This is a genomic window from Plantactinospora sp. CNZ321 (assembly GCF_004217235.1).
Genome location: NZ_SHKQ01000001.1, coordinates 1,755,194 through 1,768,006, shown reverse-complemented (window position 1 = coordinate 1,768,006; position 12,813 = coordinate 1,755,194). Strand labels below are relative to the sequence as shown.

The following is a 12,813-nucleotide window of genomic DNA, read 5'->3' as shown; positions in this document are numbered from 1 at the left end:
GGATCGTCAACGTGACCATCCCGCAGACCCGGCTGATCCTGCTGCTGCTGGCGATGCTCCAGGTCGTCGCGACGATGCAGCTCTTCGTCGAGCCGCTGATCCTCGCCAACGGTGCGGGCGCGAAGGACTCGGCGACCACGGTGGCGTACCTGATCTACCAGCACGGGTTCTTCCAGAACGACCTCAACGGTGCGGCGGCGCTCGGTGTGATCATGCTCATGGCGCTGGCCGGCTTCTCCGCCGGCTACGCGCGGCTGACCGCGAAACAGGACTAGGACGGGCGGGGACATGGCACAGGACTCCGGCACCCGGACCCTCATCTCCGCCGCCCAGCTTCGCCGGGGACCCGGCAGGGTCCTCTACTGGGCGCTGCTCACCGCCGTCGTCGTGGTGTTCACCCTGGTCTTTCTCGGTCCGCTCTACTGGATGGTGACCGGCGCGCTCAAGTCCGGCCAGGAGATCGCGCAGACCCCGCCGACGCTCTTTCCGCAGGATCCGCGGCTGCGCAACTACGTCGACGCGTGGCACCACCTGGACCTGGCGAAGTTGCTCTTCAACACGTTCTACTACGCGATCGGGGCGCTGCTGTTCCAGCTCGTCCTGGACACCGCGGCGGCGTACTCGCTGTCGAAGCTGCGGCCGGTCTTCGGCAACGCGATTCTCGGTCTGATGCTGGCGACGCTGATGATCCCGGCGATGGTCCTGATCGTGCCGCAGTACGTGACCGTGATCGACCTGCCGATCCTGCACGTCAACCTGCTCGACTCGCCGTTCGCGATCTGGCTGCCCCTGGTCGCGAACGCCTTCAACATCTTCCTGCTGAAGCGGTTCTTCGACTCGATCCCGGAGGATCTGATGGCGGCCGCCCAGATGGACGGGGCGACACCGCTGCGCACGCTCTGGTCGATCATCCTGCCGATGTCACGCCCCATCCTCGGGGTGGTCTCCATCTTCGCCGTCACGGCGGTCTGGAAGGACTTCCTCTGGCCGAAGCTGGTGATGCCGTCGCCGGAGACCCGCACGGTCAGCGTCGGCATCTACGCCTTCTCCGGCGGTACGCCGATGAACGTCGTGATCGCCGCGTCGGTGATCGCCGCGATCCCGACCGTGGTGATCTTCCTGATCTTCCAGCGAAACATCATGTCCGGCCTGACCACCGGCAGCATCAAGGGATAGCCACCGGCTCCGCGATCCCCCGCCCGGCCCGCAGCGGCGCGCCGGGCGCGACCACCGGGCTGCCGGCCGGGGTCAGCAGGGCCCGGGCGGCGACCGCCAGTCGACGACGGCCCGGCACGACGGCCCGGCCGGCGAAGACGTCGTACCCGGCGGCGACCACCTCGTCGAGGATGCCGCCGTACAGCAGGTAGGCGGTGCGGATGCAGGACTGCGAGGCGGGAGCGAGCAGCGGCACCCCGGGGGCCGCGGCGACGTAGTGCGCCCGGGCCCGGCCCACCTCGTACTCGATCAGTTGCCGGATCGGCGGCGTGGCCCGCCGCTCCCGCGCCGCGGTGACCAGGTCGGCCGGGCTGACCCCGAACCTCGCCAGGTCCTCGGCCGGCAGGTAGATCCGGCCCCGGTCGAGGTCCTCGGCGACGTCCCGGACGAAGTTGGTGAGCTGGAAGGCGAAGCCGAGCTGCCGGGCCGGCTCGCGGGCGGCGACCGGGTCGGTGCTGCCCAGGATCGGCAGCATCATGGTGCCGATCGCCGCCGCCGAGCCCGCCATGTAGTCGAGCAGGTCGTCGTAACGGGGATAACCGGTGACCGTCAGGTCCATCGCCATGCTGCGCAGGAACGCCGCGAAGTCGGCCCGGTCGAGATCGAAGACGGCGATGGTGTGCAACACCGCCGGCAGCAGCGGGTCGGTCACCGGCTCGCCGGCCAGCCCGGCCAGGAACCGCTCGGACCAGTCGGCGAGCCGGGCGGACCGGACCGGGGCCGAAAGTTCTTCGGTCCGGTCCACAATCTCGTCGGCGTACCGGGTGAAGCCGTAGAGCGCGTGCACGTGACGCCGTTTCCAGGCGGGCAGCAGCCGGGTCGCGAGATAGTAGGTCCGACCATGCCGTCTGTGCAGCTCACGACAGCGTTCGTAGGACTGGCCGAGACTGGTCTCCACCCGACCCTCCAGGGTTAATCGACGCATCAATCAACGCAACTTGTCGGCTCCAGGGTACGCTCGACCGGCTCTCTCGCGCGCGGTTCGCGGATTGCCCAGGTGTCAACAAGGGATCTTTCAGGTGCCAAATCGAGCGGAAAGCCGCCTTCGGCGAGCGTGGACACAGGATGATGGTCGGTTCAGGAGGTGATCGGGTGCGTACCGTGGATGGCCGAACCGACCGGGTGGTGGTGGTCGGCGCCGGCCTGGGTGGCCTCGCCTGCGCCCTGCACCTGGCCGGCGCCGGGCGCCAGGTCACGGTGCTGGAGCGGGAGTCCCTGCCGGGTGGGCGGGCCGGCCGGCTCACCCTCGACGGGTACGAGTTCGACACCGGACCGACCGTGCTCACCATGCCCGACCTGATCGCGGAGGCGCTCGGGGCGGTCGGCGAGGAACTGGACGACTGGCTCGACCTCGTCCCGCTCCACCCCGCGTACCGGGCGCACTACCCGGACGGATCCACCCTGGACGTCGTCACCGACACCGCGCGGATGGCCGGGGAGGTCGCCCGGGTCTGCGGCCCGCGCGAGGCCGACGGCTACCTGCGGTTCGTCGACTACGCCCGCCGGCTCTGGCAGCTCGAACGCGCCGACTTCATCGACCGCAACCTGGACCGCCCGAGCGACCTGCTCACGGCCAACCTGGTCCGGCTGGTCGCCGCCGGTGCCTTCCGGCGGCTGCAGACCAAGGTCGACCAGTTCTTCGCCGACCCCCGTACCCGCCGGATCTTCTCCTTCCAGGCCATGTACGCCGGCCTCGCCCCGCACGACGCGCTCGCCATCTACACGGTGATCTCCTACCTCGACTCGGTCGCCGGGGTCTACTTCCCGCGCGGCGGCATCCACGCGGTCTCCCGGGCACTGGCCGGTGCCGCCGAGAAGCACGGGGTACGGATCCGGTACGGCAGCACGGTCAGCCGGGTCGAGACCGCCGGCGGCCGGGCCACCGGAGTACGCACCGCCGACGGCTCCTTCGTCCCCGCCGACGTGGTGGTGCTGAACCCGGACCTTCCGGTGGCGTACCGTGACCTGCTCCCCGACGGGGCTCCGCCGCGCCGGCTGCGCTACTCCCCGTCCTGCGTCGTACTGCACGTCGGTGCCCGGCAGGGCTACCGGGACATCGCCCACCACAACATCCACTTCGGCCGGGCCTGGCGGCGCACCTTCGACGAGGTGATTCGGCGCGGCGAGCTGATGTCCGACCCGTCGCTGCTGGTCACCAACCCGAGCCGGACTGATCCGTCGGTGGCGCCGGCCGGCCGGCACGGCTACTACGTGCTCGCCCCGGTGCCGAACCTCGACCGTGGCGCCGGCCTGGACTGGCGCGGCGACCTGCCCCGGCGATACGCGGACGACCTGCTGGCCACCCTGGAACGCCGGGGTTACGTCGGGCTGGCCGACAGCGTCGAGGTACTCCGGGTGGTCACCCCGGCCGACTGGGCCGACGCGGGGATGGCCGCCGGTACGCCGTTCGCGGCCGCGCACAACCTGTGGCAGACCGGTCCGTTCCGCCCCGGCAACCTGCACCGCGGCCTGTCCAACGTCGTGTTCGTGGGTTCCGGCACGCAACCCGGGGTGGGCGTGCCTATGGTGATGATCTCCGGGAAGCTCGCCGCCGCCCGGGTGACTGGAGGTGGCCGATGACAGCCGACCGCGACACGCCGGACCGTCCGACCGACCGGGAGCGGCACCTGGTGGAGCTGGTCGACGATGCCGGCGTCCCGCTCGGTGCCCGTACCGTCGACGAGGCGCACCGGCCGCCCGGCCAGCTGCACCGGGCCTTCTCGGTCCTGCTGGTCGACCCGGCCGGGCGGATCCTGCTGCAGCGGCGGGCCGCCGCCAAGACCAGGTTTCCGCTGCGCTGGGCCAACACCTGCTGCGGGCATCCCGAGCCCGGCCAGTCGCCCGCCAGCGCCGCCGGTCGGCGGCTGCACGAGGAACTCGGCATCGAGGCGGTACCGCTGACCGAGGTCGGGGTCTATCTCTACCGGGCCGAGGACCCCGGCACCGGCCGGGTGGAGTACGAGTACGACCACGTGCTCCGGGGCGACTTCGACGCTGGCCAGGCAGTGCTGCCGGACCCGGACGAGGTGGCCGACCTGCGGTGGGTGCACCCCGACGAGCTGCGGGCCGGGCTCGACGCCGACCCGGAGGCGTACGCGCCGTGGCTGGGTGGGGTGCTCAGTCGGCTGACCGGACCGGCACGGTCGGCGCCCGCCGGTGCGCCTGCGGCGTCGGCACCGCACACGCCGGCAGCGCCGTCCGGATCACGGCGCCGGTCGGGCAACGGCGGCCGGTGGGGGCAGTCCCCGGCCGCTACCGGCCAGGAGGGCAAGCCGGCGGATCAGGAGGAGAACCCGGCGGAGCGGTCGGGTGGTCGGTGACGGGCTGAGCGCCGGGGCCGCCGCGCGGCGGCTCGGCATCGCCGTCACGACCCTGCGGAGCTGGCACCAGCGGTACGGGCTCGGTCCGAGCCGGCACGTGCCGGGTCGGCACCGGCGGTACAGCGTCGAGGACCTCGACCGGCTGGACGTGATGCGCCGGCTGACCGCCGAGGGAATCGCCCCGGCCGAGGCGGCACACTGGGCACGCCGGGGCACCGTACCCGGACAGGGGCCGGACCGGGACGGAGCGGTGGCGGCGCGGGCCGGCGGCGGCACGGTGATCGCGGTCGGCCGGGCCGGGGCGGAGGCCCGGGGCCTGGCCCGGGCGGCGATGCGGCTCGATCCGCTGGCCATGCGCGCCGGCATCGGGGCGGCGATCGACGCCCACGGGGTGGTCGCCACCTGGGAGCGGATGCTCCGGCCGGTACTGGTCGGCATCGGCGAGCGGCACGCCGCCAGCGCGGCGTTCATCGAGGTGGAGCATCTGCTGTCCCGGTGCGTGTCGGAGGCGCTGGCGGCGGTGCCCCGACCGCCGGTCGGCGGTTCGCCACCCCGGATCCTGCTCGCATGTGCCGACGAGGAGCAGCACAGCCTGCCGCTGGAGGCGCTCGCCGCCGCGCTCGCCGAGGTCGGCGTGCACTGCCGGCTGTTCGGCGCCCGGGTGCCGGTCAGGGCCCTGGTCGACGCGGTGGCCCGGACCGCCCCGCGGGCGGTGGTGATCTGGTCGCACCAGCCGGCGACCGGCGACCCGGCCCAGCTGGCCGCGGTACGGGGCGTCCAGTGGCCGCCGCCGCTGCTGGTCGCCGCGGGTCCGGGCTGGCCGGACCGGCTGCCGTCCGGGGTACGCACCCCGGCGACGCTGGCCGAGGCGCTGACCACGCTGCGGGACGTACCCGGATCTTCCGGGCGCTGACCCGACTACCGAGCATTCGAGACATCGCTTCCGAACCGACTGGGCTAACGTGGGGCAGCCGTAACCCGAAACCCCCTCGGGAGCCGCCTGATGACCCGACGTACGGCGCTCGCCGCCGGCCTCGTCCTGTTGGTGCTGCTCTCCGCCGCGTGCGCGAACGAGAAGCCCCAGTCGGCCAGGTCACCGCTACCCTATCCGCCGATTCCCGTGGTGACCGAGACAGCCGCACCCACCCCGACGCCGAGCCCGACGCCGACGCCGAAGGCCAAGCCGAGCCGGAAGCCGGCTCCCCGGGGCACCGTCGGCCCGCTGAACACCCAGCGGCTGACCGGGACCCGCGCGGTGGCGCTGACCTTCGACGACGGCCCGCATCCACAGTGGACGCCGAAGCTGCTCGACCAGCTCCGCGAGGCCGAGGTCCGGGCCACCTTCTGCGTGGTGGGGGTGAAGGTCCGCAAGTATCCGTCGCTGGTACGCCGGATCGTCCGCGAGGGCCACACGCTCTGCAATCACAGTTGGTCGCACGATCTCAAGCTCGGTACCCGGAAGGCGGCCCAGATCCGGGCCGACCTGAGCCGGACCGACCAGGCGATCCAGCAGGCGGTACCCGGCGCCAGCGTGCGCTACTACCGGCAGCCCGGCGGTAAGTGGACCCCGGCGGTCGTCGCGGTCGCCAAGTCTCTCGGCATGAAGCCGCTGCACTGGGACGTCGACCCGGCCGACTGGGACGACACCAGCACCCCGGAGATCAGCCGGCGGGTCGCCAAGCAGGCCCGACCCGGTTCGATCGTGCTGCTGCACGACGGTGGCGGTGACCGAAGTCGCACCCTCGGGGCCTGCCCGACGGTGATCAGCTCGCTGAAGCGGAAGTACGGAATAACCAGGCTCCGGTAAGATGGTTTAGGGTAGTTTGTCCGCTCGGCGATACCGGTTTGGTCGGGCGGCTGGCCATCACGTATGCTTTCGGAGCCTCCGGCGGGGCCGGATGGGAGCACAGCCGCTGAAGTTGTCATGTGCAATGATGGCGGGGCCGCCCTCATCGTCTAGCGGCCCAGGACGCCGCCCTTTCAAGGCGGTAGCACGGGTTCGAATCCCGTTGGGGGCACGACCCGGTCTGGCGACCGGGCAGCAGCAAGAGCAAGGTCCTGTGGAGCAGTTGGAGTGCTCGCCGCCCTGTCAAGGCGGAGGTCGCGGGTTCAAGTCCCGTCAGGACCGCCAGCGCCGCTCGCCGCGCGTCTGCAACGCGCGGCGTTCTGCGTTTCGGAGCAGGTTACCCAGGTCGGCAGCGCTGCCGCCGTCCGGGTAACATGAGCCGAGCAACCCGGGCCAGGTAGCTCAGTTGGTACGAGCGTCCGACTGAAAATCGGAAGGTCGGCGGTTCGACCCCGCCCCTGGCCACATAGCCTTTCGCCGGGCTACAGCAGTCCCCACCAGCGGAAACGCCGGTGGGGATCTTGCTTTCTGCGCGCTTGCCGGATGGGCGAGCGTTTTTCTCGACATCTCGCACACTCCCCTACTGTCGGTCGACCTCTTGCGGACATGCGGACCGCTAAGTCCGTGAGGTAGCTGAGTCGACACCGAACTGGGATAGGCAGGGCTCCAAGCCGCTGATCGTCACCTTGGGGCGTTCCCTCGACTCCCAGTCCTGCCGGGTGAGGCGAAGACGCTCGGACACGACGGCCTGGCCGTGCAGGACGTCGCGGGTGATGCCGTCGGGCTGATAGCCCAGCTTGCGGGAGATCGCCAGCGGGGCAGGATGGTTCACGAACGAAGCCGTCCTCGCTTGTTCGGCACCCAGACCGGCGAAGGCCAGGTGAAGCACGGCAGAGCGCATCTCGGTTCCGATGCCCTGCCCATGATGCTTCAGGCCCAGCCAGGATCCAGTCGCTACCTCGCGCAACGTTGGGAAGTTGTCAGCCCAAAGGTCCTGTACGCCGACGGGCTGGCCCTCCATGAATCGGTCCACGGCCTCAGGAAGGGGCTGGTGCCCGGCTCGTGAATTCCCTGCGCGGCCACGTCAGCCAACTCGGCCAGCTCGTCCTCGTTCGGAAGGCCAGGGTTCGGGGCGGAGCCCCGAGATCCTCACCTGACACCCCGGTCGGCCGCCGGGGTGACGTCGCGTCGGAGCCGGGTGAGGTCGTTGGCGAGTACCGCGAAGAGGGCGAGCAGCGCGGCTAGGCCGGTACTGGCCAGGACGGCGAAGCCGCGCTCGGCCCCGTCCGGCGCCAGCACCACTCCGAGCACCGCCGCGACGGCCGCGACCAGCACCATCCCGATCCGGCTGGCCCGGGCCAGCAGTACCGCCCGGGCCAGCCGGAAGGGGTCGGCGGGGCCGGCGCCGAGGCCAGGGCGGACGTACCAGGCAGCGGCGGCGAGGGTGCCCGCGCCCAGCACGCCGGCCAGGCCGACAACCGCCCAGGGCAGCCCGATCCGGTCGGCACCGGACCGGCCCGCAGCCAGGCCCGCACGGGCGACCAGGGCCGACACCAGCACCACCAACAGGTACGACAACACGATCACCAGCAGTCGGCGCCGGAGTCGACGCCCGTCGAGGTACGCGGCGAGATCGTCGGGCACGGTGGATCTCCTTCCCGCCCCCTCTCGCCCCGACCCAGGCCGGTCGACCCGCTCGGAGAGCATCTCGGTCGATGCTAGCCGCCGACTCCGGTCTGACCGTCCACTGATGATCTACCGCTCGGCGCAGGGATCGACCGTCCGCCGATGCAGAAGATGCACAGCTCACCAGCAGCCGGTATGGTCCCGGCGTATGGGACAGGAGACTACGAACGCCTCCGACATCCAGCAGGACACCGGCGCCTACTCCGTGCGCAGCAGTTTCCGTGTCCCGGGCCCGGCGGACCGGGCCTTCGCTGTTTTCACGGAGGGGCTCGGCGACTGGTGGGTCAAGGAATACACCTGGTCCGGCCCGCAGAAGCTCGCCAAGCTCGGCATCGAGCCTGGTAGCGGCGGGATGCTCTACGAGATCGGCCCGCACGGGTTCCGTGCCGACTGGGGCCGGGTACTGGACTGGCAGCCGCCCCGGCGCCTGGTCTTCAACTGGCAGATCGGCCCGGACCGGGCCCCGGTGCCGGACCCGGACCGGGCGAGTGCGGTGGAGGTGCGGTTCGCGCCGCAGGCCGACGGGTCCACGCTGGTAGAGGTGGAGCACCGGGACTTCGACCGGCACGGCGAGGCCGCCGAGGGCTACCGCGACGCCCTCACCGCCGGCTGGCACGAACTGCTCTCCCGCTACGCGACCGCCGTCGAGAACGCCAACCGCCGGGGCTGAGCTCCGGGCAGCCCGACCGGCCGGCATCCGGTCGGTCAGGCGGGGTCGGCCGGCATCCGGTCGGTCACGCCGGGGACAGCGGGGTGGACCGGCCGGGGCGCAGTTCGGTGCCGCCGAGATCCGCTCGCCGGCCCGCCGCCGCGCCCTGCTCCAGGCCCCCGCCGAGCAGCCGGCGGGGTGCGGCCGTACGCAGTCGTGGGTAGGCCTCGGCGAGGCGCCGGTCGACCCGGTCCGACCGGTCCGCGAGGACCAGGGCCATCGAGGGGGCACCGGGCGGAGCCGTCGCGGACGCCGCCGCCTCGGCCCGGCGCAGTCGCCCGGCGACCGCCGCGGCGAATCCGGCCAGCCAGGACCGGCGGAACGCGGCCGGATGGTCGCCCGCAGGCACCGGCGCGACCGAGATGCCGTGCGCGGCCTGGACCAGCAGCGAGGTGAAGAGCACCTCCACCCGTTCCAGGTCGCTGGCGAAGCCGAACAGGTGCATGACGAAGCCGCTTCCGCCGCGTCGGCGTACCGACCGGCACCGCAACGCGTCGGCGACCCCGGCCAGCAGGCCCGCCTTGTCCAGGGCGTACGGGGCGGGGATGTCGACGATCCGGTCACCGACCGGATCGGTGCCCGGGTCGCGGGCGGCGAGGAGGGCGCGGTCGACCCCGTACCGCGCGATCAGCTCGGTCGCCTTGGCGGTGAACGCCTCGGCCTCGGCCGGCGTACAGGCCGGATCCTCCGCCTTGGCCAGCAGTTTGCGGACCTTGCTGAGCATCGCGTCGGACATGCACCAGAGCTATCACACCGCCCCGGCGGGTGCCCCCGGGACAGCCGGCACGAGGAACATGCAAAGATGGACGTCGATGACAGAGTTATCCGGCGCGGTGCCGCAGCGTCGCGATGGCGGAGCCGGCGAGGGTGAGCAGGCATTCCGGCAACTGCCCGTCGGCGAGTGCGGCACCGAAGAGCGCCGCACCCGTGTCACCGTCGGCGTTCGCGTACGCGCTGACGAACCGGGCGACCCAGCGCGCGTCGTAACCCGCCTCTTCGATCCCGGGAAAGTCGAGGGTCCAGGTGCCCAGGGGCACACCGTCGCCGACCATCGTGGCGGCGAGGCACCAGGCCACCTCGTACGCCCCGGCGACGCCGGACCGGTCGACCACCGCGTCGAACGTGCCGACCACGCCGTCGCTGTCCCCGGCCAGCGCGGAATTCAACACCGCGGTGGCGTCATCCAGCGTCTCCTGCGGAACGTCCGTCACGTGCGGAAGGGTATGCCGCCAGGTCAAGCAGCGTCCGACAAACGGCATGAACGCCACCTATCCAGGATGATAGAGCCCTTCGGCCGGCAGTTCCCGGTCGACCGCGGACGCGCGCCGGAAGCAGGCGCGCTAATCTGCGCAACGGATCTCCGGGGAGGAAGGACGACCCCATGCTCGTATTCCGCGGCACCCGCCGCGCCGCTCTGTCCGCCGCGGCCTGTGCGGCGCTGCTGTTGGCTGGCGGCTGCGGTTCGGATGGCGACGGCGAGTCCGGGCGGGCCGAGCCGACCCGGCCCAGCCAGGTACGCCTGTACGGCACGGACGGCAACATGCAGAACTCCTTCAAAGCGGAGTTCGACCAGCAGACCGGCCTACTCAAGGGCATGAAGGGAACCACGCCACTCACCCCGCTCTCCGAGGATTTCAAGAACCGGCTGCTCAAGAATGATCCCAAGCTCTCCGACTTCCTCTACGCCGCCGAGTCGTACGACGCCGTCGCGATCAGCGCGATCGCGGCGCAGCTCGCCGGCTCGACCGAGCCGGCCCGGATCGCCGAGCAGATCGTCGGGGTCACCACCGGCGGGGAGCGCTGCGACTCGATCGAGGCCTGCCTGGGGCTCGCGCGGGACGGCACCGACGTCGCCTACCGGGGCGTCTCGCTGAGCCGGGGCGGCTTCACCGACATCGGCGAGCCCTCCACCGCCACCTACGCCACCCTGCACTTCGGCAGTGACGACCAGCTGGACAACGGCAAGACCGAGTTCCTGGGCGCCGGTGACGAGTCCAAGGCCAGCGTCAAGAAGCCGCCGGCCGGCAAGAAGCAGACGAAGGCCGTCGAGGAGCGCAGCGGCGCGCCGCTGAAGCTCGGTGGCCTGCTGCCGCGCACCGGTGACCTGGCGCTGGCCTACCCGCCGATGGCGGCGGCCGCGGCGCTGGCGGTCGACGAGATCAACGCCGCCGACGGGGTACTCGGCAAGCCGGTGGTCTGGGTCGACGGTGACGACGGCACCGACCCGAAGGTCGCGAAGGCGACGGTGGCGAAGCACGTCGAGGCCGGGGTGCACGTCATCATCGGGGCGGGTGGCTCGGGCATCTCCCGGGCGGTGCTGCCGGACGTCGTCGCCGCCGGGCTGGTGCTGTTCTCGCCGAGCAACACCGACGCCGGGCTGAGCACCGTGGACGACAAGGGGCTCTACTTCCGTACCGCCCCGTCGGACATCCTGCAGGGCCGGGCGCTCGCCGACGTGATCCTGCGGGACGGACCGAACCGGATCGCCCTGGTCGCCCGGCAGGACTCCTACGGTGAGGGCCTGCAGGGCAACGTGAAGGCCGAGCTGGAGCGGGCCGGGCACGGCTCGGGCCAGGTGCGGCTGTTCAACTACGAGGTGAAGCCCGGGCCGGACGCGCCGCCGGTGGATTTCAGCAAAGGCGCCCAGGAGATCAAACAGTTCGGCGCCGACGCCATCCTGGTGATCGGGTACGGCGAGTCGGCGAGGGTCATCGAGGCGCTCGCCGCCGCCGGGGTGAACATCCAGCCACAGCAGTAGCCGCCGGTGGGCGCGGCGGCGGGGTCGCCGTACCGCGCCGGTACACCGCCACCGGAGTGGCACACTTCCGGGAGTCGCCGGAAGACTCCTCGGCCTAGCGTTACCCCTGTGTCCGGCGGTCCCGCCGGACACAGGGCAGACCGGGAAGGTACGACATGAGCTACGACGGTGACCCCAGCATGCTGGACGACACCCTTCCGGAGCACGAACTGCCCGGCGAGGACGACCAGGGCTTCGGGCCGGCGGTGGACCTCACCTCGGACCCGCTCTCGTCGGACCCACTCGCGCTGGCGGTCGGCGACGAGTCTTCGCCGGTCACGTCCGTCGTGACGCACTACGCGAACGGCGTCACCGCGGTCGCCACCGACCTCGACGGCGACGGCTACGCGGAGCTGCTCGAGTTCGACGTGAACGGCGACCGGGTGGCCGACGTCCGCTACCAGGACACCGACTGGGACGGTCGGCTGGACACCGTCGAGCGGGACTCCGACCTGGACGGCCGGGTCGACCAGGTGCTGGAGGACAACAACGGGGACGGTCGGATCGACTCGGTGGTCACCGACACGAACCGGGACGGCGTGGTCGACCGGGTGGTCGCGGACGCCGACTTCGACGGCCAACCGGACACCTGGATGACCGACAGCGACTTCGACGGGCGGCCGGACGAGATCCGGATCGACTCCGACGAGGACGGCCAGGCCGACCGGCTGATGCTGGACACCGACCACGACGGCATCGTGGACCAGGTCAACTACCAGGACCGGCAGACCAACCCGTACGTCGCGAACTGATCGCGCGGCACGGCGGAGGCGTGCCCTGCCGGCATGGTCCGGGCCCCGCCGGGGTAGTGCGAGGTGACAGAGTGCGGTAGTCGTGTCGGGGAGTTCTCGTGGGTGTCCGGGCGGCACGCGGATCGAGGGTTCCGGCGTGGCCAGAACTTCAAGCTGACGGAAGGGCAACAGATGAGCGAGTCGCAGGAGACCGTCGACACCCGCGGTGACGAACGGATCGAACTGCTCCGGGCGGACGCCAACCAGGACGGCAAGACCGACGTCTGGGTGGTGGACACCGACGGCGACGGCAAGGCCGACCTCTTCCAGTTCGACACCGACGGCGACGGCAAGGTGGACATCACCATGGTGGACACCGACGAGGACGGAAAGCCGGACGAGGTGGTGGACGGGGACGGTGGCCTTCCCCCGCCCGCCTGAACGGCGGCGCCGGGGCGCCGAGCGCACCGAGGCCGTGGCGGCGGCTCGCCGGGTACGACGGATCCGGA

15 protein-coding genes and 3 tRNA genes are annotated in these 12,813 nt (G+C 71.6%); 13 read left to right on the top strand and 5 right to left on the bottom strand.

What is annotated here, in order from left to right; all coding sequences use genetic code 11:
• The first annotated feature begins 11 nt into the window (after nucleotides 1–11).
• A complete protein-coding gene (locus EV371_RS07845; RefSeq protein WP_486484531.1) occupies nucleotides 12–275 on the top strand; it encodes a hypothetical protein in 264 nt (87 codons plus the stop codon).
• A gap of 13 nt (nucleotides 276–288) precedes the next feature.
• Nucleotides 289–1,176: an ABC transporter permease subunit gene (locus tag EV371_RS07840; protein WP_130461460.1), complete on the top strand. Its 888-nt coding sequence runs from the start codon at nucleotides 289–291 to the stop codon at nucleotides 1,174–1,176.
• Here the strand turns inward: EV371_RS07840 and EV371_RS07835 are convergent.
• Entirely contained in the window at nucleotides 1,166–2,140 is a 975-nt protein-coding gene (locus tag EV371_RS07835; RefSeq protein WP_486484530.1) for a phytoene/squalene synthase family protein, read from the bottom strand. The two genes, EV371_RS07840 and EV371_RS07835, sit on opposite strands and share 11 nt — an antisense overlap.
• A 167-nt stretch (nucleotides 2,141–2,307) precedes the next feature.
• On the opposite strand from EV371_RS07835, the gene crtI reads away from it, so the two are divergent.
• The 7 genes from crtI (at nucleotide 2,308) to EV371_RS07800 (ending at nucleotide 6,846) form a co-directional block, all read left to right on the top strand.
• Nucleotides 2,308–3,795, top strand: coding sequence for a phytoene desaturase family protein (crtI, locus tag EV371_RS07830; protein WP_130461459.1), 1,488 nt, complete (start codon nucleotides 2,308–2,310; stop codon nucleotides 3,793–3,795).
• Nucleotides 3,792–4,535 (top strand): isopentenyl-diphosphate Delta-isomerase, encoded by a 744-nt coding sequence (idi, locus tag EV371_RS07825; RefSeq protein WP_130461458.1) that lies wholly within the window; start codon nucleotides 3,792–3,794, stop codon nucleotides 4,533–4,535. Before crtI ends, idi begins: the two co-directional genes overlap by 4 nt.
• Nucleotides 4,525–5,448, top strand: a complete 924-nt coding sequence (locus EV371_RS07820; protein ID WP_130461457.1) for a MerR family transcriptional regulator — start codon at nucleotides 4,525–4,527, stop codon at nucleotides 5,446–5,448. The genes idi and EV371_RS07820 overlap by 11 nt, the downstream gene beginning before the upstream one ends.
• A 90-nt stretch (nucleotides 5,449–5,538) precedes the next feature.
• Nucleotides 5,539–6,342, top strand: coding sequence for a polysaccharide deacetylase family protein (locus tag EV371_RS07815; RefSeq protein ID WP_130461456.1), 804 nt, complete (start codon nucleotides 5,539–5,541; stop codon nucleotides 6,340–6,342).
• 138 nt (nucleotides 6,343–6,480) lie between these two features.
• Nucleotides 6,481–6,553: transfer RNA gene (locus EV371_RS07810), tRNA-Glu, on the top strand.
• A 36-nt stretch (nucleotides 6,554–6,589) separates the two neighbouring features.
• Nucleotides 6,590–6,666: transfer RNA gene (locus EV371_RS07805), tRNA-Asp, on the top strand.
• Between the two features lie 106 nt (nucleotides 6,667–6,772).
• Nucleotides 6,773–6,846 (top strand) — tRNA-Phe (locus EV371_RS07800).
• A 151-nt stretch (nucleotides 6,847–6,997) separates the two neighbouring features.
• Here EV371_RS07800 and EV371_RS07795 read toward each other — a convergent pair.
• Nucleotides 6,998–7,414 carry a GNAT family N-acetyltransferase gene (locus EV371_RS07795; protein WP_207230438.1) on the bottom strand — a complete coding sequence of 139 codons (417 nt, stop codon included), beginning with the start codon at nucleotides 7,412–7,414 and terminating at the stop codon, nucleotides 6,998–7,000.
• A 116-nt stretch (nucleotides 7,415–7,530) separates the two neighbouring features.
• Nucleotides 7,531–8,025, bottom strand: coding sequence for a hypothetical protein (locus EV371_RS07790; protein WP_130461455.1), 495 nt, complete (start codon nucleotides 8,023–8,025; stop codon nucleotides 7,531–7,533).
• A gap of 190 nt (nucleotides 8,026–8,215) precedes the next feature.
• Between EV371_RS07790 and EV371_RS07785 the strand changes: the two genes are divergently transcribed.
• The gene (locus tag EV371_RS07785; RefSeq protein WP_130461454.1) at nucleotides 8,216–8,737 is read left to right on the top strand and encodes an SRPBCC domain-containing protein; all 522 of its coding nucleotides are present in this window, start codon (nucleotides 8,216–8,218) and stop codon (nucleotides 8,735–8,737) included.
• Between the two features lie 64 nt (nucleotides 8,738–8,801).
• Here EV371_RS07785 and EV371_RS07780 read toward each other — a convergent pair whose 3' ends face one another.
• Nucleotides 8,802–9,512, bottom strand: a complete 711-nt coding sequence (locus EV371_RS07780) for a DUF2786 domain-containing protein (protein ID WP_130461453.1) — start codon at nucleotides 9,510–9,512, stop codon at nucleotides 8,802–8,804.
• Between the two features lie 85 nt (nucleotides 9,513–9,597).
• Nucleotides 9,598–9,987, bottom strand: coding sequence for a hypothetical protein (locus EV371_RS07775; protein ID WP_130461452.1), 390 nt, complete (start codon nucleotides 9,985–9,987; stop codon nucleotides 9,598–9,600).
• A 170-nt stretch (nucleotides 9,988–10,157) separates the two neighbouring features.
• Here EV371_RS07775 and EV371_RS07770 point away from each other — a divergent pair, with 170 nt between their 5' ends.
• From EV371_RS07770 to EV371_RS07760, 3 genes are all read left to right on the top strand, one after another.
• Complete coding sequence (locus EV371_RS07770) at nucleotides 10,158–11,534, top strand: ABC transporter substrate-binding protein (protein WP_130461451.1); 1,377 nt, start codon at nucleotides 10,158–10,160, stop codon at nucleotides 11,532–11,534.
• A gap of 155 nt (nucleotides 11,535–11,689) precedes the next feature.
• Nucleotides 11,690–12,325, top strand: a complete 636-nt coding sequence (locus EV371_RS07765; protein ID WP_130461450.1) for a hypothetical protein — start codon at nucleotides 11,690–11,692, stop codon at nucleotides 12,323–12,325.
• A 171-nt stretch (nucleotides 12,326–12,496) separates the two neighbouring features.
• On the top strand, nucleotides 12,497–12,745 hold the full coding sequence (locus tag EV371_RS07760; protein ID WP_207230437.1) for a hypothetical protein: 249 nt from the start codon (nucleotides 12,497–12,499) through the stop codon (nucleotides 12,743–12,745).
• Nucleotides 12,746–12,813: the final 68 nt, after the last annotated feature.

Excerpts from the sequence above, each read along its gene's own strand:
- EV371_RS07840 (WP_130461460.1), top strand. The coding sequence starts at position 289 with ATGGCACAGGACTCCGGCACCCGGACCCTCATCTCCGCCGCCCAGCTT.
- EV371_RS07835 (WP_486484530.1), bottom strand. The coding sequence starts at position 2,140 with ATGCGTCGATTAACCCTGGAGGGTCGGGTGGAGACCAGTCTCGGCCAG.
- idi (WP_130461458.1), top strand. The coding sequence starts at position 3,792 with ATGACAGCCGACCGCGACACGCCGGACCGTCCGACCGACCGGGAGCGG.
- EV371_RS07815 (WP_130461456.1), top strand. The coding sequence starts at position 5,539 with ATGACCCGACGTACGGCGCTCGCCGCCGGCCTCGTCCTGTTGGTGCTG.
- EV371_RS07785 (WP_130461454.1), top strand. The coding sequence starts at position 8,216 with ATGGGACAGGAGACTACGAACGCCTCCGACATCCAGCAGGACACCGGC.
- EV371_RS07780 (WP_130461453.1), bottom strand. The coding sequence starts at position 9,512 with ATGTCCGACGCGATGCTCAGCAAGGTCCGCAAACTGCTGGCCAAGGCG.
- EV371_RS07770 (WP_130461451.1), top strand. The coding sequence starts at position 10,158 with ATGCTCGTATTCCGCGGCACCCGCCGCGCCGCTCTGTCCGCCGCGGCC.
- EV371_RS07765 (WP_130461450.1), top strand. The coding sequence starts at position 11,690 with ATGAGCTACGACGGTGACCCCAGCATGCTGGACGACACCCTTCCGGAG.
- EV371_RS07760 (WP_207230437.1), top strand. The coding sequence starts at position 12,497 with ATGAGCGAGTCGCAGGAGACCGTCGACACCCGCGGTGACGAACGGATC.